Below are 21,880 nucleotides of genomic sequence, written 5' to 3' on the forward strand. Positions count from 1 at the left end.
GCGGGGTGGAGCAGCTTGGTAGCTCGTCGGGCTCATAACCCGAAGGTCGTCGGTTCAAATCCGGCCCCCGCAACCAAATACAAGACGATAGATTGAGTACTTATTTAGTATACAATTGTTAAGTCGTCTACGGATGCGCCGCTTGATTCAACGCCTGCTTCTCGCAACCAATCACATCGCTCTTTTCATAATGCTGCGAAGCATGAATCCCCAAAAGCTAAACTTTTATCCGCATCATATGATGTCGGACGATTTCGTTTGTGTTTAAAACACGATATGAATCGGCTGACGTACAGTATGATGAGGCTTCGCGTGTTTTATCTACTTTAATTAACAGAGTTATCCACATACGTCGTTCTGTGGATAAGTTGGTTGATAAAGTGTTTTTAGCTTGACTTTTTATGATGGGGAAGAAAGATCTTTTCTCTAAAATGAAGTTGAAACAACAAAGAAATACCAATTAAATCTTTGTTATATAAAGAAAAAATAAGTTTTTTGTCGGATCGAGTACGTTAAAATACGATCATTAACTGGTATTTTTTTGATCCTAGTCATTTCTCCGAGCTGTGTTTAACTTTTTTCTGTTAGCTTGTTTTTCTTGAATCTCAAATTTTTTTCCACATTACAAAATTGAGAACAAGGTCATGAATTGAACATGCAAAAGTACTTTCAATCTCTTGCATATAGACTACGCTCTATGCGTCTCTCGGCAGTCCCTTCTCGACTATCCTTATTAAGCGTTGCTTTTTCGTCTCTATAGATGAATTACTCTCAGTGGGGAGTTGATTCAGTTGCTCTGTCAAAGCCCATTTAATGTGCTCATCAAGTAATTTATTTTCACCTTGCCGACTTTCCAGCGCATCTATGATTCGCTGACTATATTCTGCATTACCAAGTGCGACAGCGATGTTACGTAGCCACTGTATATGACCAATACGACGGATAGCGGAGCCTTCCATATTTTTTAGAAAAGTCGCTTCATCCCAGTTAAACATGTCGACGAGGTCAGGGTTTTTGAAACTGTCACGACGGTGGAAATCATCTTGCTCCGTTATGTCGGCGTAGCGGTTCCATGGGCAAACCAATTGACAGTCGTCACAACCATAAATGCGGTTACCCATTGGCTTTCGAAACTCTTCAGGAATCACGCCATCGAACTCGATGGTGAGATAAGAGATACAACGCCTGGCATCGACAACTTTGTCTTCAACGATGGCTTGTGTTGGGCATGATGTAATGCATGCTTTGCATTTACCGCACTGATCAACGCTTGGCTCATCTACGGGTAGTGGTAAGTCGATAAGTAGTTCACCTAAAAAGAACCACGATCCACAGTCTTGATCTAAAATCAGGGAATGTTTCCCGGTCCAACCTAAGCCCGCTTTTTGGGCGAGAGGTCGCTCTAATATTGGTGCGGAATCAACGAAAGGTCGGTAACCATATTGACCAACCTCTTGTTCAATAAGTTTGCCGAGCTTATTTAGCTGCTTTCTGACGAGCTTGTGATAATCGCGCCCTAGTGCGTAGCGGCTAATATAGGCATGACTTTTATTCGCGAGGTTCGAAGCGAATTGAGCCTCTGGTGGCAGATAGTCCATCCGGACGCTGATAACACGAACGGTTCCCGGGAGTAGCTCATGGGGTCTAGCACGCATCATACCGTGACGAGCCATCCAATCCATTGAGCCGTGATAGCCTGCATCAAGCCATTTTTGTAGTGCTGCTTCATGTTCACTCAGATCAACGTCGCAGATCCCAACTTTTTGGAAGCCGAGTTCTTTTCCCCAAACTTTGATTTGTTGTGCGAGTTGTTCGTAGTTCATGTTAACCACCGGAATAAAGGGGGGCGGATCTTAACGGATCTCTGGCTTTGGTGCTACCCAGTTAGGTACGTTTTTGATGTTATGAATACTGCTTATTGAAGTCATTTGCATATATTCTAAATCTAGGTCGATACTAAGATGATTAAGATACCGTTTATTGGATACTTTTTTCGCACATATGACATTTGAAAGCTTGTCTCTCAAAACCAACACGGTTTACTATTCCTGTTCTTTTGATTTTTATATAGTCAACGATCATTAGTTAGAGAAGCATCAATGAGCACGAAACAATTCAATTTAAAAGATGAGCATGAAACGGTTGCACTAGGCACCGCTCTGGCTCAGCTTTGTTCCCAGCAAACCACAATTTATCTGCATGGTGATTTGGGTGCAGGTAAAACAACCTTTAGTCGTGGTTTTGTCCGTGCTCTTGGTCATCAAGGTAACGTGAAAAGTCCAACTTATACTCTAGTCGAACCGTACCAGTTGGATCAGTGGCAAGTATATCACTTCGACCTTTATCGTCTTGCGGATCCTGAAGAGCTTGAGTTTATGGGGATTCGAGACTATTTCACAGACGATGCGATTTGCTTGGTTGAATGGCCTGAAAAAGGGCATGGCTTACTGCCACAACCGGATCTTGATGTAAACATTCGCTACCAAGGTGAGCAACGTGTAGCCGAACTAACAGCTAATAATGATTATGGTGTGCAGTTACTCAGTCGATTGGAGCTATGTTGAGTTTTTCAAATTTTAGAGTGGTGGCGACGTTTGTCGCCACTTTTCTCCTTCTCATCCCCAATTTAGCATTTGCTAACGTCGTTAAGAGTTTTCGAGTTTGGCCTTCACCTGATGAAACGCGTGTTGTCATCGATTTAGGCTCGGAAGCTGACTATTCCTATTTCTCTTTATCAGGGCCGGATCGCCTTGTCGTGGATTTAAAAAGCACGACGATGCAGGCCAAACTACCTGTTACTGTTACGGATAGCCCTGTTTTAAAACTGGTACGAAAAAGCTCGCCTCCAGAGAAGGGCACTTATCGTTTGGTGTTTGAACTAAAAAAGAGCGTTCAAGCGGAGTTATTTAAATTAAGCCCAACACCAGGTGGGCAGTATGGTCACCGCTTGGTGATTGATTTACCGCACGGTAAGAAGGCATCGACCTCTAAACCGAGTAAGCCAGCGGCGGCCAGCAAAGACATGAGCTCAGTTCAACGAGCTCAAGAAGTGTTAATTGTTATCGACCCTGGTCACGGTGGGGAAGACCCAGGCTCTATTGGCCCTTCACGTCGTAAGTACGAGAAAGATGCGGTATTGAGTATCTCAAGAAAAATTGCTGCTCAGCTCGATGCGACTCCTGGTATTAAAACGCGCATGACTCGTACGGGAGATTACTTTGTAAACTTAAACCGTCGTGTCGCGATTGCTCGTGAAAATGATGCGCACTTGCTGATTTCCATTCACGCAGATGCGTTTACTTCACCGAAGCCTCGCGGTGGATCGGTCTTCGTACTAAATACTCGTCGTGCAAATACCGAAATTGCTCGTTGGGTCGAGAACCATGAGAAACAGTCTGAGTTATTGGGCGGCTCGGGTAATGCGTTCTTCACGAAGACAAAAGATCGTAACGTGAACCAAACTTTGTTGGACTTGCAGTTTAGTCATTCACAAAAAGAAGGCTATAAGCTGGCAACAGAAATCCTAGGTGAGATGGGACGTGTTGCGCACCTGCATAACACCAAACCGATCAACACCAGCCTTGCGGTTTTACGCTCTCCACAGATTCCGTCTGTGCTAGTGGAAACGGGCTTTATTTCTAACCCAACAGAAGAGCGATTACTGTTTCAACGAGCGCACCAAGATAAGTTAGCTCAGGCTATCACTAAGGCGGTCGTCAAGTACTTAAAAGATAACCCACCAGAGGGTACGGTGTTCTCGCCTTCAGCGAAGCCAATGGTACATATTGTAAAGCGTGGCGAGTCATTATCGGTGATCGCGAACAAATATGGGCTTAGCTCTAAAGCGCTGATGTCGGCAAACAACTTGAAGTCGACAGGCTTGGCAATTGGTCAGAAGCTCAACATTCCTTCTGCTGGTACGATTAAAGTGCCAAGTAAACCGATTACTGTTGAGACAGAAACCATTACGCACAAGGTTAAGTCTGGTGAGTTCTTAGGTAAGATTGCGAATCACTATAAAGTGAAGGTTTCAGATATCCGCCGAGAGAATAACTTGAAGTCAGATACCTTGTGGGTAGGGCAAAAGTTGAAGATAACGGTCGCGGTAAAAGATAAACCGATTCGTAAGCACAAGGTTTCTCGGGGTGAGTTCCTTGGCAAAATAGCGTCCAAATACGGTGTTAGCGTATCGAGCATTCGTAAAGCGAATAACTTACGCTCTGATCAGCTAGCGGTTGGGCAAGTCCTGATCATTCCAAACAAGTAGGTGAGCTTCTAACTCATTATGACGATTAAAATTTTGCCAGCCAGACTTGCAAACCAAATCGCCGCAGGGGAAGTGGTCGAAAGACCTGCTTCTGTGATTAAAGAGCTGGTTGAAAATAGTCTTGATTCTGGCGCAACTCGAATCGATATCGATATCGAGAAAGGAGGCGCAAAGCTGATTCGTGTTCGTGATAACGGAAAAGGTATCGCGAAAGATGAACTCGGCTTAGCGCTCAGTCGTCATGCGACATCTAAGATACATACCTTAGATGATCTCGAAGCCATTATGAGTCTAGGTTTTCGCGGTGAAGCGTTAGCCAGTATTAGCTCAGTCTCGCGTTTGACGCTCACGTCGCGTCCTGCGGCACAAGAAGAAGCCTGGAGTGCCTACTCCGAAGGGCGTGATATGCAGGTGAAGCTTAAGCCAGCAGCGCACCCGATTGGCACTACCGTTGAGGTGTTGGACTTATTTTTTAATACTCCAGCGCGTCGCAAGTTTCTTCGTACGGAGAAAACCGAATTTGCTCATATTGATGAGTTATTGAAACGCATTGCGTTAAGCCGCTTTGATGTCACCATCAATGTGCGTCATAACGGCAAGATCATCCGTCAATATCGCGCGGCGAAAAATCAGCTTCAAACCGAAAAGCGTATTGCTGCTGTCTGCGGTAATGCGTTTGTGCGGCATATGCTCAGAATCGAGCTTGAGCATCAAGGGTTAAAGTTACATGGGTGGATTACCACACCAGAGGGAGCAAGGCAGCAAAGCGATTTACAATATTGCTATGTGAATGGCCGAATGATGCGTGACAAATTAATCAATCACGCGATTCGTCAAAGCTATGAAATGAGCTTAAAGCCAGATCAGTTTGCTGCGTATGTGCTCTTTATTGAGCTAGATCCGCACCAAGTAGATGTGAATGTTCACCCTGCTAAGCATGAAGTGCGTTTCCACCAAGCTCGTTTGGTGCATGATTTCATCTATCAAGCTCTGACGGATGCACTTTCACAAAGCGCCGTGATTGATAAACCACAGGTGAATGAATCGGCATTTCATCGCGTGGAACCGACTGAGTCCGAAGAGATTGAGCATTCGCCAGAGCCTGAAAAAGTACAAGAGCCAGCATCTTCACCAGTACCAGAACGGGTTTATCAAGCGATAGAGAGTACACCGGCTTATCCTGGACGCAGTGATTATGAAGTGAAGCCTCGTAATAGCGGTCCTAGTGAAACCTCCGTGCGAGAGGCGCGCGTAGTGGAGTCATTCAAACGTAATGATTGGGTGGAATCCAAACCTGCACCAAAGCCAAGTCACAGTAAAGAGCGCCACGTAGAACCAGCGCCAACTAAACAAGAAGTACGCGCTTATCACGAGCTGTTGAAAACGCCAGAGTTTGAGGCTCAGGCAGTCACTCCAATAGCGCCCCAAACGATAACTTCGCACACATCAATGCCATCGATTACTGCATTAGGCAAAGCGCTGATGGTGGTCGATGAACAATTTGTTTTGATGAGCAGTGACAGTGGGGCGGCGTTAGTCTCGTTACCTAGAGCAGAATTTTATCGTATAAAAGGCCAGCTCACTCCAAGCGATGGTGCACTTAAGGCACAACCTCTGCTTGTTCCTCTATCTATTAAGTTAGAGGCCGAATTAGTGAGACTGGCCCAAGATTATCAACAAGATTTGGCATTGCTTGGTATTCAATTGAAAGCGAGAAACGAGCACGCCTTAATGGTGATGGGCGTCCCAGCTCCGCTGCGTCAACAAAACTTACAAAATTTAGTACCAGATCTGTTATCTTACGCGCAATCTTGTGTGAACGAGGGTATAGCAGCGGCTCAGATGCTGTCTGAGTTGATAGATTGGCTCGCATTACAGGTCACGACAGTGAAGAGTCACTATACTTTTTCTGAAGCCATTCAAATTATTGCGGAACTTGAACAGCTAAGACATGGTCAATTGCCATTAGAAGATACAAAATTCGTATCCGCTGTTGATTTCTCTGCCACGATAGCCAAATTAAAACCATGACAGATAAACTACCTTTGGCGCTATTTTTAATGGGGCCAACTGCATCAGGCAAAACTGAGCTGGCGATTCGTCTTCGTCAAAAATTTCCGATTGAGATCATCAGTGTTGATTCTGCTTTGATCTACAAAGGGATGGATATCGGTACGGCGAAACCGGATGAAAAAGAGTTAAGTTTGGCGCCTCATCGCTTGATAGATATTTTGGATCCAAGTGAATCTTACTCTGTCGCCGACTTTCGTCGAGATGCATTGAAAGCGATGGATGATATTGTTGCAGAAGGAAAAATTCCACTTCTTGTGGGTGGAACAATGCTGTATTACAAGGCGTTACTTGAAGGTTTATCACCACTTCCTGCTGCAAATCCTGAAATTCGTCAGCAAATTGAACAAGAGGCATTGACTAAAGGTTGGTCAGTGTTGCACGATGAACTCAAAGAGGTTGATCCTGTGTCAGCCGCGAGAATCCATCCCAATGATCCCCAACGTTTATCTCGGGCATTGGAAGTATTTCGCATTTCAGGTAAAACTTTGACTGAATTGACTCAAACGAAAGGTGAAAGCCTACCATACCGAGTCAAGCAGTTTGCAATAGCTCCCAAGGATAGGGCAGAACTTCACCGTCGGATTGAACTCCGTTTCGAGAAGATGATGGAAGCGGGCTTTGAAGAAGAAATGAAAGCGTTACATTCGCGAAAAGATCTTCACCCCGATCTTCCTTCCATACGATGCGTCGGTTACCGACAGATGTGGGAGTATTTAGATGGGGAGTGTACACGTGACGAAGCGGTATTTCGTGGCGTATGCGCGACTCGTCAATTGGCCAAGCGTCAAATCACCTGGTTACGCAGCTGGGATGATTTAACTTGGTTGGATAGCGAGAACATTGAACAGGCATTAGAAACGATGTCGGAAGCAATAGCATCTGATTGACATAGCTGTGTATAATGTGATCGTTTTTGCGTGAACGCACTCTCAAAGGATCTGTTGTTGGCGGTTTTTATACTATGCTGCTAATTACTTAGAGTGCATTTTTGATTCGTTTAGCTCAGATGCAAAAGCCGTATCTTTTGCATTGCACCACTAGCTAAATAATTACAACTACAAATTAAATAAGGAAAATAAAAATGGCTAAGGGGCAATCTCTACAAGACCCATTTCTAAACGCGCTACGTCGTGAGCGTATCCCGGTATCTATCTACCTTGTGAATGGTATTAAACTACAAGGTCAGATCGAATCATTCGATCAATTTGTGATCCTGCTGAAGAATACTGTTAACCAAATGGTGTACAAGCACGCGATCTCAACAGTTGTGCCGGCTCGTCCAGTGAGCCATCACAGCGGTGAACGTCCACAAGGTGAGCGTCCACAAGAGAAATCAGAAGATTAATTCTTCATCGAGTATTTTTAAAATAAGGAGTTGATTGCTTGTTTGACCGTTATGAATCCGGTGAGCGAGCCGTACTTGTTCATATCAACTTCACGCAAGAAGGTGAATGGGAAGATCTGGCTGAGTTCGAAATGCTGGTTTCTTCTGCTGGGGTAGAGGCGCTACAAGTGGTAACTGGTAGTCGTCAATCCCCACACCCGAAATACTATGTCGGAGAGGGTAAGGCCCAAGAGATTGCTACAGCGGTACAATCAACGGGTGCCGAAATTGTGATTTTTAATCACGCCCTCTCTCCTGCCCAAGAACGTAACCTCGAAGCACTGTGCCAATGTCGAGTTCTCGACCGCACTGGTCTTATTCTCGATATCTTTGCTCAACGAGCTCGAACACACGAAGGTAAGCTACAGGTAGAGCTGGCTCAACTTCGTCATATCTCTACTCGTTTGATTCGTGGTTGGACGCACCTTGAAAGGCAGAAAGGTGGTATCGGTTTACGTGGCCCGGGTGAAACCCAGCTGGAAACCGACCGTCGCTTATTGCGTGACAGAATCAAAGCCATCCTGCGACGCTTAGACAAAGTAGCGAAGCAGCGTGAACAAGGGCGCCGCGCCCGAAATCGAGCTGAAATCCCAACGGTTTCACTTGTGGGTTACACCAACGCGGGTAAGTCGACACTCTTCAACCGTATTACAGAAGCTGGCGTGTACGCGGCTGATCAATTATTTGCTACTTTGGACCCGACTTTACGTAAGATAGAGTTAGCAGATGTTGGTCCTGCCATCTTGGCAGACACGGTTGGTTTTATTCGACATTTGCCACACGACTTGGTTGCGGCCTTCAAGGCAACCTTGCAGGAAACGCAAGAAGCTGACATTTTGTTACATGTTGTTGATGCCAGTGATGAGCGTTTTCGTGAGAATATTCAAGCTGTTCATGAAGTACTAGAAGAGATCGACGCGCATGAAGTGCCGACTCTGGTTGTCATGAACAAAATCGACAATCTAGATTCGCAGAAACCACGTATAGAACGAGACGAGGAAGGCGTACCTCGCGCAGTTTGGGTTTCAGCAATGGATGGGTTGGGCATTGATGTCCTGTTTGAGGCGCTGACGGAACGTCTGGCGTCACAAATGGTCGAGCATCAGTTGCGAATTCCTCCACAGTATCAAGGACGATTCCGTAGTACCTTCTTCCAAATGAAGTGTATTCAACGTGAGGAATATGACCAGGATGGTAACTTGTTGATCGATATTCGAATGCAGCAAGTAGATTGGTCTAGACTTGAAAAAAGAGAAGGGGCAGTTTTGACTGGCTTTATAGTCACTTAAAGGACTGCTACAGTATAACGTCATATCAAATGATGGAGCTTTCTAATGGCGTGGAATGAGCCTGGAAATAACAACGGCAACAATGGCCGCGATAATGACCCTTGGGGTAATAATAATCGTGGTGGCCAGCGTCCTGGTGGCCGAGATCAAGGTCCGCCAGATTTAGATGAAGTGTTCAACAAACTGAGTCAAAAGCTGGGCGGCAAGTTTGGTAAAAAAGGCGGCGGTGGTTCTCCAATCGGCGGCGGTGGTGGTAGTGCAATTGGCTTTGGCGTGATTGCTCTGATTGCTGTTGCAGTTTGGTTCTTCGCTGGTTTTTACACCATCGGTGAAGCAGAGCGTGGTGTTGTACTGCGTTTAGGTAAATACGATCGTATCGTAGACCCAGGTCTTAACTGGCGTCCTCGCTTTATTGATGAGTACGAAGCGGTAAACGTACAAGCGATTCGTTCACTACGTGCATCTGGTCTAATGCTGACCAAAGATGAAAACGTTGTAACAGTTGCGATGGATGTTCAGTACCGAGTGACTGACCCATACAAATACTTGTACCGTGTAACCAATGCAGACGACAGCTTGCGTCAAGCAACGGATTCTGCACTACGTGCAGTAATTGGTGACTCATTGATGGATAGCATTCTAACCAGTGGTCGTCAGCAAATTCGTCAAACTACGCAAGAAACACTGAACCAAATCATTGATAGCTATGATATGGGTCTGGTACTTGTTGATGTGAACTTCCAGTCTGCTCGTCCACCAGAGCAAGTGAAAGATGCGTTTGATGATGCAATCGCAGCACGTGAGGATGAAGAGCGTTTCATTCGTGAAGCTGAAGCATACAAGAACGAAATCTTGCCTAAGGCAACGGGTCGTGCAGAGCGTTTGAAGAAAGAAGCACAAGGTTACAATGAGCGTGTCACTAACGAGGCTCTTGGTCAGGTAGCACAGTTCGAAAAACTACTACCAGAATACCAAGCAGCGCCTGGTGTAACGCGTGATCGTCTGTACATTGACGCAATGGAAGAGGTGTACTCAAGCACTTCGAAAGTGTTGATTGACTCGGAATCAAGCGGCAATCTTCTTTACCTTCCAATCGATAAGTTGGCGGGACAAGAGGGCAAAGCAGATACCAAACGTAAATCGAAGTCATCTTCAACTTATGATCAAATTCAACTTGAGTCTGATCGTACACAAGAAGACACTTCGAACACGCAGTCTCGTTCAACAGGTTCACGTCAAGGGAGATACTAAGAATGCGTAAGTTAATGATCCCTGTACTGGTAATCGCACTGGCATTAATGTTGATGTCTTTGTTTGTGATTCCTGAAGGTGAGCGCGGTATAGTGGTTCGATTTGGTCGTGTCTTGAAAGACAATAACGACATCACTCGAATTTACGAGCCTGGTCTGCATTTCAAGATGCCTTTGTTTGACCGTGTGAAACAACTTGATGCACGTATCCAAACAATGGATGGTCGTGCAGACCGTTTCGTAACGTCTGAGAAAAAAGACGTTATCATTGATACCTACGTGAAGTGGCGTATTGAAGATTTTGGTCGCTACTACCTCGCGACAGGCGGTGGTAACTCGCTAACGGCAGAGGCACTACTTGAGCGTAAAGTGACGGACGTGCTTCGTTCTGAAATCGGTGCTCGTGAAATCAAACAGATCGTATCTGGTCCACGTAACGATGATGTGCTACCAGAAGACGCAAGTGCCGATGTTGTCGCAACTGAAGCGGCTCGTGAGGCGCTTGAGATTGATGGTGAACGCGACCTAATCATGTCTGAAGTATTGAAAGACACGCGTGAAAGCGCAATGAAAGACTTGGGTGTTCGTGTCGTTGATTTCCGAATGAAGAAAATCAACCTGCCTGATGAAATCAGTGAGTCTATCTACCGTCGTATGCGTGCGGAGCGTGAGTCCGTTGCTCGTAAGCACCGTTCTCAAGGTCGTGAAAAGGCGGAAGTTATTCGTGCTCAAGCAGAACTAGAAGTAGCAACTATTCTAGCTGAAGCTGATAAAACTGCGCGTGTGACACGAGGTGAAGCGGATGCTGAGGCTGCGAAGATTTATGCTGAAGCGTACAACAAAGACCCTGAGTTCTTTAGCTTCCTACGCTCGCTACGTGCGTATGAGAAGTCCTTCAGCTCTAAGAGCGATATTCTGGTGCTTGATCCTAAGAGTGAGTTCTTCCAATACATGAACCAGTCGAAGGGCAGCATGGAGAAATAATCTCCGCGTCTCATTGAAATAAAAGGCTCCTTAGGGAGCCTTTTTTGTATCTGATGCTAAGTGCTAGCTCATCATGATAGCGATTACGGCTCCAGCAACTACTAGGCAGCCACCGATGCGTCGTAGCTGATTGTTGGGTTGTTCACTTAATTGAGCCACCATATTCCGCCAACCGTTAGGAGCAATCAGTGGCCCAATGCCTTCCACGATCAAGACGAACCCAATCGCCAACCATATGGATTCAGACATAGCGCTTTCCAGTCGAATAGAGAAAGCTAAATACTATCAGTGATATGCTGATTTCAAAATGAACAAAGCGGCAAGATGACATTCTGGTAGCAACTCTGTGAACAAAAAATGACTGCAAGAAGCGTGATTCGGTGCTAGAATCCATTTTTAACTAGCAATCAGACTTGGAAAGATGGGAAATAACGTAGTCGTTCTAGGCACCCAATGGGGTGACGAAGGTAAAGGTAAAATCGTAGACCTTTTAACTGAAGATGCAAAATACGTGGTACGCTACCAAGGCGGTCACAACGCAGGTCACACTCTCGTAATTGACGGTGAAAAAACCGTTCTTCACTTAATTCCATCAGGTATCCTTCGCGATAACGTAAAATGTGTTATCGGTAACGGTGTTGTACTATCACCTGAAGCTCTACTTAAAGAAATGAAGCCTCTTGAAGAGCGCGGTATTCCAGTACGCGAGCGTCTTTTCATTTCTGAAGCATGTCCGCTAATTCTTCCTTACCACGTTGCAATGGACCAAGCTCGCGAAATCGCTCGCGGTAAAAAAGCTATCGGTACTACTGGTCGTGGTATCGGTCCAGCATACGAAGATAAAGTTGCTCGTCGCGGTCTACGCGTTGGCGACCTATTCGATATGGCGACTTTCGCAGAGAAGCTAAAAGAAGTCATGGAGTTCCATAACTTCCAACTAGTTAACTTCTACAAAGCGGAACCAGTAAGCTACGAAGAAGTACTTGAGCAAGCTAAAGGCTACGCTGAACTACTAACGTCAATGGTTATCGACGTAACTGACGAACTAGACGCAGCACGTAAGCGCGGCGACAAGATCATGTTCGAAGGTGCACAAGGTACACTACTTGATATCGACCACGGTACTTACCCGTACGTAACGTCTTCTAACACGACTGCTGGTGGTGTTGCTGCAGGTTCTGGTTTTGGTCCTCGTCACATCGGTTACATCTTGGGTATCGCAAAAGCGTACTGTACTCGCGTTGGTGCTGGTCCATTCCCGACTGAACTATACGACGGTTTAGATAAGCAAGATCCAATTGGTAAGCACTTAGGTGAAGTTGGCCACGAGTTCGGTGCGACAACTGGTCGTCTACGTCGTACAGGTTGGTTCGATGCTGTTGCTATGCGTCGTGCAATCCAAATCAACTCTGTATCTGGTTTCTGTCTAACTAAACTAGACGTACTAGATGGTCTAGAAGAGTTAAAAATCTGTACTGGTTACAAGATGGAAGATGGCTCTGTGCTAGAAGTTTCTCCGATGGCTGCTGAAGCATTCGAAAAAGCAACGCCAATCTACGAAACAATGCCTGGTTGGTCTGAGAACACATTTGGTGCTAAGTCACTAGATGCTCTACCACAAGCCGCTCTTAACTACATCAAGCGTATTGAAGAGCTAACTGGCGTTCCAGTAGACATCATCTCTACGGGTCCTGACCGTAACGAAACTATCATCAAAGTTCACCCATTCGAAGCTTAATTGATAGCCGTTAAAGATTGCAAAAGCCGACCTTCTGGTCGGCTTTTTTGTATCTGAACAAAAACAGCGTGACTCTCATATGGCAAGCTTTTGCCGCTGAGCCTAAATCAGAGGCAAAAATTGTCTAAAGCTTAGCTGTTTTTTGCCGATAAGGTTATCAAGCAGAGGAGATCCTTCACCGATCTTTGGTTTCTTAGATACCTTAAGGGTACGTTTATGAAGTTACGAACAGTGGCTGCTTCACTGTTGTTGACCTTGGTTGCTACCACAGTGAAAGCTAATGTTGCTGATGTGGGGGCACCAGTTCCGATCTATACCGAAGCAGAGCTGATAAAGCTTATTGAGCAAAATAAGCACTTACAACGTGTGCGCGCTGATAACTGCCAGCTGGTGGAGGATATCGTAGCTCGTGCGACTCGAATTAACTTACCCGCTTATGAGTTTCTATACGGAGATATGTTGGCTTGGGGGGTGTGTGTCGAGCAAGATGTCGAATTGGGTCTTTACTACATCGAAAATGCAGCGCATCAGGGGTTACCAGCTGCACTAGAGCAGATTGGCCGATACTATTCGCGTGGCACTTTAGTACAGCAAGATAAAGAACGTGCAATTCCATATTTGCGAGAAGCTGCGTCAATGGGAAACCTAAACGCGCGTATTCATCTGGCCGAGTTGCTTTTACGTGATTATGGCAGTCCACTCGATTACGAAGATGCGTATCGTTGGTTATATAACTCTGTCACAGCAGATAAGCGGCAGCATAAGCGCATAACTGTATTGAGAAACGGCCTTGAACAGCGCATGCCACAAAACGTTATTGCTCGAGCTAAACGGCGAGACACCTTTTGGTAACGCTTCAATATTGCAAACAACTTCATACAACAAAGCCCACGTCACGTGGGCTTTGTTGTTTTCCCGATAGTTGGTAGCGCTTAAACCACTTTGTGTGGACCGAAGCATTCGTAATGGAATTGCTCTTCTGGTACGCCAAGTTCTAATAGCTGTTTCGCTACGTGCTGCATAAATCCTACAGGACCACAGAAGTATACCTGCACGTTATCTTGCTTTAATGCAGCTTCAATTTCATACAGATTGACAAAGCCCGTGAAGTGGAAGTCTTCACCTAGCTTGTCTTCTGCCGTTGGTTGGTTATACCAAACGAGCGCGTTCATATTTTCTTTTTCTGCAACGAGTTGGTTTACGTGTTGCTTGAAAGCATGCTGTTGGCCATTTTCGGTTGCATGAACCCAAGTTACAGGTGCTTGATGTGCTGAGAGACTTTCTAGCATTGACAGCGTTGGAGTAAGTCCCACACCAGCAGAAATTAGAACAACGGGTGTTTGTGGTTCGGCATCCATAAAGAAATCACCGGCAGGGGCTGCAAGCTGCACTTTTTCGCCAATGTTCAGGCTATCGTGCAGGTAGTTCGACACTTTTCCGCCTTCTTCACGTTTTACTGAGATACGGTAGGTGTTCTCTTGGACCGCAGAAGACAGGCTATATTGGCGAATTTCTTGGTTTTCTAACTGGTCACTGTTGATGTAGATGCCAAGGTATTGTCCCGGTTTATACGGCGCCACTTTTTGGCCATCGGTTGGCTTGAACACAAAGCTGCAAATGTGTTTGCTCTCAATCTTTTTATCGACTAATTCAAATTCGCGTAGACCGCGCCAGCCGCCTTCCAAAGCTTCATTTTGTTGGTAAATTTGTTCTTCGCGCTGAATAAATACATTCGCAAGTACGCCGTAAGCCTCAGCCCAAGCATCCAACACCTCTTGACCTGGATTAAAAAGCTCATCGATTGTTGCAAGTAAATGCTTACCAACGATTTGGTACTGATCTTCTGTGATCAAAAAGCTCGTGTGCTTATGCGCAATTTTCTCTACTGCGCCAAGCAGAGCTGGCAAATTTTCAATATTGGCAGCATAGGCACAGATAGCGTTGAATAATGCTTCACGCTGATCGCCGTTACGCTGGTTACTCATGTTAAAAATATCTTTCAACTCAGGGTTATGAGTAAACATACGCTCGTAAAAGTGCGCGGTCAGTTTTGGTCCTGTTTCGGCGATGAGTGGTGCGGTCGCTTTGACGATCTCGATAGTTTGATTGCTGAGCATAAGGGCTTCCTACTTTAAGTTGTATTTATAATGCATGTTTAAAGTTGTATCTCAAATGTATCTTTCGATCAAGAAAAGATTTACACTTTTATCGATAGCTCAAGTTTGGGGTTTTAGTATCACCAGCGGGTTATTGAGTCGCACTTTGGGAGAGAATATGCAGTTAACTAGTTTCACTGATTATGCGTTGAGAACCTTAATTTTCTTGGCTTCGTTGCCGGAAGATGAGTTAACCAGCATTACCGAAGTGACGGATTTATTTGGTGTGTCGCGCAACCATATGGTTAAAGTTATCAATCGGTTAGGACAGTTGGGTTATGTCCATACCGTGCGCGGAAAAAACGGTGGTATCCGGCTGATGAAGCCAGCATCTGAAATCACAGTCGGTGGTGTTGTGCGCGATTTAGAGCCGTTAGATTTAGTCAACTGTGGTGTGGATTTTTGCCATATTACCCCTGCTTGCCGCCTCAAAGATAAATTGGCGAAAGCAAAAAGTGCCTTTCTGGCGGAGTTGGATGATTGCACGATTGAATCCTTGCTCAGTGACAATTCTGAACTTTTGATCTTGCTGGCTCGTCCTTAACTCATTTGCATGCCTAGAGTCGATCTCGATCATTCTTTTTTCAAAGCAATTCTGTAGCTTATCGAGAGACTCAGATATACTAGCCATATACCTTCCTTGCTAGATAGGCGTGCCTATGTCAGACAATATTCCAAACGATCCTTTTGCAGATCGTGAATCCAAAAATTACGAAAATCCAATTCCAAGCCGAGAGTTTATCATCGAGTTTCTAGAGCAAGCGGGCGTTCCAATGAATCGTAACGACTTGTTTGAGGCACTAAAGCTTGAGGGCGAAGAGCAATACGAAGGGTTGCGTCGTCGGCTACGTGCGATGGAGCGAGATGGCCAACTGGTGTTTACCCGCCGTCAGTGCTATGCATTGCCTGAAAAACTTGAAATGGTGAAAGGTTACGTGATTGGTCATCGTGATGGCCATGGTTGGGTACGTCCAGAAGGCAGCGTCGGCAAGGATGATGATATTCTGTTACCGCACCATCAGATGAAGAACATCATCCACGGTGATTTTGTCTTAGTGCAACCGACAGACAACAGCAAGCGCGGCCGCCGTGAAGGACGTTTGGTGCGTGTGCTAGAGGAGCGCAATGATCAAATCGTTGGTCGTTTCTTCCTTGAATATGGATACTCCTATGTTGTCCCAGATGACTCGCGTATCAGCCAAGATATCCTGATCCCAAATGAGCACAAAGCGGGTGCACGCATGGGTAACGTAGTCGTAATTGAAATTACTGATCGTGGCTCACGCTCACGCGGCATGATGGGTAAAGTGGTTGAAGTCCTTGGTGAAAATATGGCACCAGGTATGGAAACACAAATTGCGATTCGTACACACCAAATTCCTCACGAGTGGCCAGAAGCCGTCGATAAACAAATCGAAAACTTGGGCGAAGAAGTACCAGAAGAAGCCAAAGTTGGTCGTGTGGATCTACGTGATTTGCCACTAGTGACCATTGACGGCGAAGACGCACGAGACTTTGATGATGCCGTTTACTGTGAAAAGAACAAAGAAGGTGGTTGGCGTTTATGGGTAGCGATTGCTGACGTCAGTTACTACGTTCGTCCTGACTCTGCGTTGGACAAAGAAGCGATCAATCGTGGTAACTCAGTATATTTCCCGTCGCAAGTTGTGCCGATGTTGCCAGAAGTACTATCGAACGGCCTATGTTCGCTTAACCCGCAAGTAGATCGCTTGTGTATGGTGTGCGAAATGACCATTTCCGATACAGGTAAGCTGTCTGGTTACAAGCATTACGAGGCGGTGATGAACTCGCACGCTCGTCTCACATATAGCAAAGTGAGCGCGATTCTAGAAGGGGATGAAGAACTACGTGAGCGCTACCAGCCGCTTGTTTCTCATCTAGAAGAGTTGCACAAGATGTACAAAGTGCTGAAAGAAGCACGAGATCAACGCGGTGCAATCGAATTTGAAACCGTTGAAACCAAATTTATTTTCAATGCGGAACGTAAAATCGAAAGTATTGAGCCAGTAATTCGTAATGACGCGCATAAGATCATCGAAGAATGTATGATTTTAGCCAACATTGCTTCGGCATCGCTGGTAGAAAAAGCGAAAGAGCCCGCGCTTTATCGTATCCACGAATCTCCAGGTGAATTACGCCTGCAAGGTTTCCGTGACTTCTTAAGTGAACTTGGTCTTGAGCTAAAAGGTGGTTTAGAGCCTTCACCAACGGACTATGCTGATCTCGCACGTCAAATCTCCGGGCGTCAAGATCAAGAGTTGATTCAGACCATGCTGCTACGCTCAATGAAGCAAGCGGTATACAACGCAGATAACGCGGGGCACTTTGGGTTGGCATTGAAACGCTATGCGCACTTTACGTCGCCAATTCGTCGTTACCCTGACTTGTTACTTCACCGTGCAATCAAGTATCTGATTGCTAAAGAAGAAGGTCGTAATCAAGATCGCTGGACACCAACAGGTGGCTATCATTACTCGTTTGACGACATGGATTTTTACGGCGAACAATGTTCGATGACAGAGCGCCGTGCTGATGATGCAACACGTGATGTTGCGGATTGGCTGAAGTGTGAATATATGCAAGACCACGTCGGTGACGAACTAGACGGTGTTATTGCTAATGTCACTAGCTTTGGCTTCTTTGTACGTTTAACGGATTTGCACATCGATGGTTTGGTACATATTTCTACCCTTGCGAACGACTACTATCAATTTGACCCGATTGGTCAACGACTTATTGGTGAAAGTTTCGGTAACATCTACCGCTTAGGTGATGCAGTAAAAGTAAAAGTACTGGCTGTTAACCTCGATGATAAGCAAATTGACTTTGAATTGGTCGAAACAAGTCGTAAGCTACGCGGCGAAGGTAAGACTGCGAAGAAACGCGCAGCGGAAGCAAAACGCAAAGCGAAAGATAAAAAACGCGCTGCGACTCGCTCTTCATCGAAAGAAGGTGGCGCGGCTCGTGCAGTTCCTGCGATAGAGCCAACTAAACGCCCAGAAGAAACGGGTGCAACGAGTAAGCGTAATGGCCCAAAACGTGGTGACGCCGAAGGCAACGAGAAGCCTAAAGTGAAAAAAGCACGTAAAAAGAAGCCGCACAGTAAGCCGAAGAAAACCAAGCGCACTAAAAAAGAAGCGCAGTAGGTTGAAGCGCCAACTTAGTTCAAACTCGGTTGGCGCAGGCAATACGACCAGAACAACAGGTTAAACAATGAGTAACGAATTTATCTACGGCATTCACGCAGTGAAGGCGGTATTGGAGCGCGAACCAGAGCGTTTTATCGAGGCGTACGTTTTAAAAGGTCGTCAAGATGATCGCCTAATGCCAATCCTAAATGATCTTCAGGTTTGTGGCGTTTCTATTCAGCAGATGACACGTAAAACCTTGGATGACAAAGCGCGCGGTGCAAATCACCAAGGCATCATCGCTCGTGTGAAACCAGCGAAGCAGCTGAATGAGAACGATATAGATGACATCCTGGCGCAGCACGAATCACCACTGCTATTAGTGTTAGACGGCGTGACCGATCCACACAATCTTGGTGCGTGTTTACGTAACGCAGATGCGGCAGGTGCTGCGGCGATCATCGTACCGAAAGATCGTTCTGCACCGATGAACGCAACCGTAAGCAAAGTGGCTTGTGGTGCAGCTGAAGTCGTGCCATTGATCCGAGTGACTAACTTGGCTCGTACTATGCGTACACTGCAAGAGCAAGGTATCTGGTTTGTTGGTACGGCGGGCGAAGCAACGCACGACATCTACCAAGCAAAACTGACTGGACCCCTTGCTATCGTAATGGGGGCAGAAGGTGACGGTATGCGTCGTCTGACTCGTGAAACCTGCGACGATTTGATTAAGATCCCAATGGCTGGTAGCGTTTCAAGCTTGAACGTATCTGTGGCATCCGGCATCTGTTTGTTTGAGGCAGTTCGTCAGCGTATTGCTGCAAAGTAATTGCTAAACAAGTTAATAAACAAACAGTTACTGCAAAGTCAGACATAATGATAAAAACAAAGGATGGGGTGCCATCCTTTGTCGTTTTCACCGATTTATAAATAAAAATCCTCAGGGAAGTTATGACTCAACAAGACATTAAATTCATCGCCTTCGATCTAGATGGCACTTTGCTTGATAGCGTGCCAGATCTAGCTGTCGCGGCAGACCAAGCAGTACAGGCGCTTGGCTTTCCATCGGTTTCAGAAGAACAAGTTCGTGATTACGTGGGTAACGGCGCAGACGTGCTTATTGGTCGCTCATTAAGCCAAAGCCTGACCATCAACCCAGAGCTGAGTGAAGAGCTTCGTGCTAAAGCGCGTGTATTGTTTGATGATTACTACGAGCAAAGCGGTCACAAGCTAAGTCATCTTTACCCAACGGTAAAAGAGACACTAGCAGAGCTGCACAAAGCGGGCTTTGTTATGGCGCTGGTGACCAACAAACCTTCAAAGTTTGTGCCTGACGTTTTGGAAAAGCACGACATCGCAAAATACTTCGTTGATGTCCTTGGCGGTGATGCATTCCCAGAGAAAAAACCAAACCCAGTAGCATTGAACTGGCTAATGGAAAAGCACCAAATCCAACCAAGTGAAATGCTGATGGTTGGCGACTCGAAAAACGACATTCTCGCAGCAAAGAATGCAGGCTGTGCCTCATTTGGTCTGACATATGGTTACAACCACGGTGAACCTATTTCAGCATCAAATCCAGATTTCGTCGCTGACAGTTTGGCAGAATTATTGGACGTTGTAGCGGTTTCTGCATAACGGCTACAAAAGAGCTTCCAAAATACTCGTTAATGAGTACACTGAGTAAACCGTGCACCTATTACTGCACGGTTTTTTTCATTTAATTAGATTAAGAAGTCAAAGGAATCATTCTAATGAGCAAACCCATTGTATTGAGTGGTGTTCAACCTTCAGGTGAACTAAGTATCGGTAACTACTTGGGTGCTCTACGTCAATGGCAGCAGATGCAAGACGATTATGATTGCCAATATTGTGTGGTAGACCTTCACGCGATTACGGTTCGTCAGGACCCTAAAGCGCTGCATGAAGCAACTCTAGACGCACTGGCAATTTGTCTGGCAGTTGGTGTTGACCCGAAGAAGAGCACGCTATTTGTTCAGTCACATGTACCAGAGCATGCTCAATTAGGTTGGCTTCTTAACTGCTACACTCAAATGGGTGAGCTGAGCCGTATGACTCAGTTTAAAGACAAATCGGCACGTTACGCGAATGACGTAAACGTCGGTCTATTTGACTACCCGGTGTTGATGGCGGCTGACATTTTGCTTTACGGTGCACACCAAGTACCTGTAGGCAGTGACCAGAAGCAACATCTAGAATTAGCGCGCGATATCGCAACGCGTTTCAACAATATTTACTCGCCAGAGCAGCCAATCTTCCAAGTTCCAGAGCCTTACATTCCGACAGTAAATGCGCGTGTAATGAGCCTTCAAGACGCAACGAAGAAGATGTCTAAATCTGATGACAACCGTAAGAACGTTATCACGCTGCTGGAAGAGCCTAAGTCGATCCTTAAGAAGATCAACAAAGCGCAAACTGACACAGAAACGCCACCTCGTATCGCTCACGATTGGGACAACAAGGCAGGTATCTCTAACCTAATGGGTCTGTACTCTGCGGCAACAGGTATGAGCTTTGAAGAGATTGAAGCGAAATACCAAGGCGTAGAAATGTATGGCCCATTTAAGAAAGATGTTGGTGAAGCTCTAGTTACTATGCTTGAGCCTATTCAAGCTGAATACCACCGTATCCGTGCTGACCGCGCTTACATGAACGAAGTGATGAAGCAAGGCGCTGAGAAAGCATCGGCACGTGCGGCTGAAACGCTTAAGAAAGCATACGAAGCAGTAGGTTTTGTAGCTCGCCCATAGTCGGCTAAGAACAAATACGAAAAAGCTCCACTTTGGTGGAGCTTTTTTATGCCTGTATTATTGAAATGGCGTGTCTTTCATACAGCGTTCCATGTCGTAATATTCAACACGTCCTCGAGCCCCTAGAAAGGCAGACTTCACAACCATGCCTCTATCAATGAAGTAACTAAGCTGTACGCATGATATATCGTAGCTCAGTTCTTTAATTCTCGCTGGAATCCAGTAGGTTCCTGGCGTTCTTAGACGCTGAGTAAAGGTAATAACACCCTCGTCACTGACTTCTAGCTCTTCAATACCATCCAGTTCATTTTTGGCTGATTCGATGATGTCTTGATTCGCGGTAGGTTGAAGTGGCTCACTGGCGGTCAACTGACACCCCGCTATTAAGCTAAGTAGGGAGAGAGCTAGCACACTGCGTTGAATTTTTTTCATTTGTCGTTCCTGGGTTTACAGCTAATGAGATCTTATTGTCTCGCGCAGGTGTTATATCTTTTGTGTATGTTTTTGGCTAGTGAGTAATGAAAAGTTATTGAATAAATCATGAAAACTTTGAAGTATGAGGGGCCTGTAAAAGAGAGAGCGAAGCGAGTAATAGATTCTTGGGCTTGAACAGTGATACAAGTGAAAATTAAAGCATTCTAAATTAGTGACTAATTATATTTTTTATTTGTAACAGGAACGGTTGGGTTAATAAGCTACTCAACAAGTGATGTATTTTCTACTCCTTAACATGAAGTGAAAAAGTAAACTGAGTAATCAATCTAAATTCTGACTTGTTTATCAATAGCGCTCTGTATTTATTACAAAAAATGTTTGAAT

Annotated in this window: 19 protein-coding genes; 15 read left to right on the forward strand and 4 right to left on the reverse strand. The window is 45.5% G+C overall.

From position 1 onward, the window contains the following. Positions 1-695: 695 nt before the first annotated feature. Positions 696-1,823, reverse strand: coding sequence for a tRNA epoxyqueuosine(34) reductase QueG (gene queG / locus R7E42_RS21975; protein WP_005381370.1), 1,128 nt, complete (start codon positions 1,821-1,823; stop codon positions 696-698). A gap of 276 nt (positions 1,824-2,099) precedes the next feature. On the opposite strand from queG, the gene tsaE reads away from it, so the two are divergent. The 8 genes from tsaE (at position 2,100) to hflC (ending at position 11,247) form a co-directional block, all read left to right on the forward strand. After that, positions 2,100-2,564 (forward strand): tRNA (adenosine(37)-N6)-threonylcarbamoyltransferase complex ATPase subunit type 1 TsaE, encoded by a 465-nt coding sequence (gene tsaE, locus R7E42_RS21980; protein WP_005381372.1) that lies wholly within the window; start codon positions 2,100-2,102, stop codon positions 2,562-2,564. Further along, positions 2,558-4,267: an N-acetylmuramoyl-L-alanine amidase gene (locus R7E42_RS21985; RefSeq protein WP_005381374.1), complete on the forward strand. Its 1,710-nt coding sequence runs from the start codon at positions 2,558-2,560 to the stop codon at positions 4,265-4,267. The genes tsaE and R7E42_RS21985 overlap by 7 nt, the downstream gene beginning before the upstream one ends. Positions 4,268-4,285: 18 nt before the next feature. Next, positions 4,286-6,298: a DNA mismatch repair endonuclease MutL gene (gene mutL, locus R7E42_RS21990; protein WP_213904072.1), complete on the forward strand. Its 2,013-nt coding sequence runs from the start codon at positions 4,286-4,288 to the stop codon at positions 6,296-6,298. Further along, on the forward strand, positions 6,295-7,227 hold the full coding sequence (gene miaA, locus R7E42_RS21995) for a tRNA (adenosine(37)-N6)-dimethylallyltransferase MiaA (RefSeq protein ID WP_005381378.1): 933 nt from the start codon (positions 6,295-6,297) through the stop codon (positions 7,225-7,227). The genes mutL and miaA overlap by 4 nt, the downstream gene beginning before the upstream one ends. A 194-nt stretch (positions 7,228-7,421) precedes the next feature. Continuing rightward, positions 7,422-7,685: an RNA chaperone Hfq gene (gene hfq, locus R7E42_RS22000; protein WP_005381379.1), complete on the forward strand. Its 264-nt coding sequence runs from the start codon at positions 7,422-7,424 to the stop codon at positions 7,683-7,685. 38 nt (positions 7,686-7,723) lie between these two features. Further along, on the forward strand, positions 7,724-9,013 hold the full coding sequence (hflX, locus tag R7E42_RS22005) for a ribosome rescue GTPase HflX (protein ID WP_005381380.1): 1,290 nt from the start codon (positions 7,724-7,726) through the stop codon (positions 9,011-9,013). A gap of 45 nt (positions 9,014-9,058) precedes the next feature. Continuing rightward, the gene (hflK, locus tag R7E42_RS22010) at positions 9,059-10,264 is read left to right on the forward strand and encodes an FtsH protease activity modulator HflK (protein ID WP_017633728.1); all 1,206 of its coding nucleotides are present in this window, start codon (positions 9,059-9,061) and stop codon (positions 10,262-10,264) included. 2 nt (positions 10,265-10,266) lie between these two features. Next, entirely contained in the window at positions 10,267-11,247 is a 981-nt protein-coding gene (gene hflC, locus R7E42_RS22015) for a protease modulator HflC (RefSeq protein WP_005381382.1), read from the forward strand. 63 nt (positions 11,248-11,310) lie between these two features. On the opposite strand, the gene R7E42_RS22020 is transcribed toward hflC, so the two are convergent. Further along, positions 11,311-11,496: a DUF2065 domain-containing protein gene (locus R7E42_RS22020; RefSeq protein ID WP_213969934.1), complete on the reverse strand. Its 186-nt coding sequence runs from the start codon at positions 11,494-11,496 to the stop codon at positions 11,311-11,313. A gap of 172 nt (positions 11,497-11,668) precedes the next feature. On the opposite strand from R7E42_RS22020, the gene R7E42_RS22025 reads away from it, so the two are divergent. Both R7E42_RS22025 and motX read left to right on the forward strand, forming a co-directional pair. After that, positions 11,669-12,985, forward strand: coding sequence for an adenylosuccinate synthase (locus R7E42_RS22025; protein WP_005387946.1), 1,317 nt, complete (start codon positions 11,669-11,671; stop codon positions 12,983-12,985). A 216-nt stretch (positions 12,986-13,201) separates the two neighbouring features. Further along, positions 13,202-13,837 carry a flagellar protein MotX gene (motX, locus tag R7E42_RS22030; RefSeq protein WP_005381388.1) on the forward strand — a complete coding sequence of 212 codons (636 nt, stop codon included), beginning with the start codon at positions 13,202-13,204 and terminating at the stop codon, positions 13,835-13,837. Positions 13,838-13,917: 80 nt separating this feature from the next. Here the strand turns inward: motX and hmpA are convergent, their stop codons facing one another. Beyond that, a complete protein-coding gene (hmpA, locus tag R7E42_RS22035; protein WP_065274928.1) occupies positions 13,918-15,102 on the reverse strand; it encodes an NO-inducible flavohemoprotein in 1,185 nt (394 codons plus the stop codon). Between the two features lie 157 nt (positions 15,103-15,259). On the opposite strand from hmpA, the gene nsrR reads away from it, so the two are divergent. From nsrR to trpS, 5 genes are all read left to right on the forward strand, one after another. After that, positions 15,260-15,685, forward strand: coding sequence for a nitric oxide-sensing transcriptional repressor NsrR (nsrR, locus tag R7E42_RS22040; RefSeq protein WP_005381392.1), 426 nt, complete (start codon positions 15,260-15,262; stop codon positions 15,683-15,685). Between the two features lie 115 nt (positions 15,686-15,800). Next, on the forward strand, positions 15,801-18,308 hold the full coding sequence (rnr, locus tag R7E42_RS22045; protein ID WP_017821742.1) for a ribonuclease R: 2,508 nt from the start codon (positions 15,801-15,803) through the stop codon (positions 18,306-18,308). Positions 18,309-18,375: 67 nt separating this feature from the next. Next, positions 18,376-19,119 carry a 23S rRNA (guanosine(2251)-2'-O)-methyltransferase RlmB gene (gene rlmB / locus R7E42_RS22050; protein ID WP_017633733.1) on the forward strand — a complete coding sequence of 248 codons (744 nt, stop codon included), beginning with the start codon at positions 18,376-18,378 and terminating at the stop codon, positions 19,117-19,119. Positions 19,120-19,241: 122 nt separating this feature from the next. Continuing rightward, positions 19,242-19,928: a phosphoglycolate phosphatase gene (locus R7E42_RS22055; protein WP_005382834.1), complete on the forward strand. Its 687-nt coding sequence runs from the start codon at positions 19,242-19,244 to the stop codon at positions 19,926-19,928. 116 nt (positions 19,929-20,044) lie between these two features. Continuing rightward, positions 20,045-21,061, forward strand: coding sequence for a tryptophan--tRNA ligase (gene trpS, locus R7E42_RS22060; protein ID WP_042523630.1), 1,017 nt, complete (start codon positions 20,045-20,047; stop codon positions 21,059-21,061). A gap of 57 nt (positions 21,062-21,118) precedes the next feature. Here trpS and R7E42_RS22065 read toward each other — a convergent pair whose 3' ends face one another. Further along, the gene (locus R7E42_RS22065; protein WP_042523632.1) at positions 21,119-21,493 is read right to left on the reverse strand and encodes a hypothetical protein; all 375 of its coding nucleotides are present in this window, start codon (positions 21,491-21,493) and stop codon (positions 21,119-21,121) included. Positions 21,494-21,880: the final 387 nt, after the last annotated feature.

The sequence above is a fragment of the Vibrio sp. Vb1337 genome (assembly GCF_033338715.1).
GTDB lineage: Bacteria > Pseudomonadota > Gammaproteobacteria > Enterobacterales > Vibrionaceae > Vibrio > Vibrio alginolyticus.

What these genes read in the sequence shown, in the direction of transcription:
- queG (WP_005381370.1), bottom strand. Translation starts at nt 1,823, where the DNA reads ATGAACTACGAACAACTCGCACAACAAATCAAAGTTTGGGGAAAAGAA.
- tsaE (WP_005381372.1), top strand. Translation starts at nt 2,100, where the DNA reads ATGAGCACGAAACAATTCAATTTAAAAGATGAGCATGAAACGGTTGCA.
- R7E42_RS21985 (WP_005381374.1), top strand. Translation starts at nt 2,558, where the DNA reads ATGTTGAGTTTTTCAAATTTTAGAGTGGTGGCGACGTTTGTCGCCACT.
- mutL (WP_213904072.1), top strand. Translation starts at nt 4,286, where the DNA reads ATGACGATTAAAATTTTGCCAGCCAGACTTGCAAACCAAATCGCCGCA.
- miaA (WP_005381378.1), top strand. Translation starts at nt 6,295, where the DNA reads ATGACAGATAAACTACCTTTGGCGCTATTTTTAATGGGGCCAACTGCA.
- hfq (WP_005381379.1), top strand. Translation starts at nt 7,422, where the DNA reads ATGGCTAAGGGGCAATCTCTACAAGACCCATTTCTAAACGCGCTACGT.
- hflK (WP_017633728.1), top strand. Translation starts at nt 9,059, where the DNA reads ATGGCGTGGAATGAGCCTGGAAATAACAACGGCAACAATGGCCGCGAT.
- hflC (WP_005381382.1), top strand. Translation starts at nt 10,267, where the DNA reads ATGCGTAAGTTAATGATCCCTGTACTGGTAATCGCACTGGCATTAATG.
- R7E42_RS22020 (WP_213969934.1), bottom strand. Translation starts at nt 11,496, where the DNA reads ATGTCTGAATCCATATGGTTGGCGATTGGGTTCGTCTTGATCGTGGAA.
- R7E42_RS22025 (WP_005387946.1), top strand. Translation starts at nt 11,669, where the DNA reads ATGGGAAATAACGTAGTCGTTCTAGGCACCCAATGGGGTGACGAAGGT.
- motX (WP_005381388.1), top strand. Translation starts at nt 13,202, where the DNA reads ATGAAGTTACGAACAGTGGCTGCTTCACTGTTGTTGACCTTGGTTGCT.
- hmpA (WP_065274928.1), bottom strand. Translation starts at nt 15,102, where the DNA reads ATGCTCAGCAATCAAACTATCGAGATCGTCAAAGCGACCGCACCACTC.
- nsrR (WP_005381392.1), top strand. Translation starts at nt 15,260, where the DNA reads ATGCAGTTAACTAGTTTCACTGATTATGCGTTGAGAACCTTAATTTTC.
- rnr (WP_017821742.1), top strand. Translation starts at nt 15,801, where the DNA reads ATGTCAGACAATATTCCAAACGATCCTTTTGCAGATCGTGAATCCAAA.
- rlmB (WP_017633733.1), top strand. Translation starts at nt 18,376, where the DNA reads ATGAGTAACGAATTTATCTACGGCATTCACGCAGTGAAGGCGGTATTG.
- R7E42_RS22055 (WP_005382834.1), top strand. Translation starts at nt 19,242, where the DNA reads ATGACTCAACAAGACATTAAATTCATCGCCTTCGATCTAGATGGCACT.
- trpS (WP_042523630.1), top strand. Translation starts at nt 20,045, where the DNA reads ATGAGCAAACCCATTGTATTGAGTGGTGTTCAACCTTCAGGTGAACTA.
- R7E42_RS22065 (WP_042523632.1), bottom strand. Translation starts at nt 21,493, where the DNA reads ATGAAAAAAATTCAACGCAGTGTGCTAGCTCTCTCCCTACTTAGCTTA.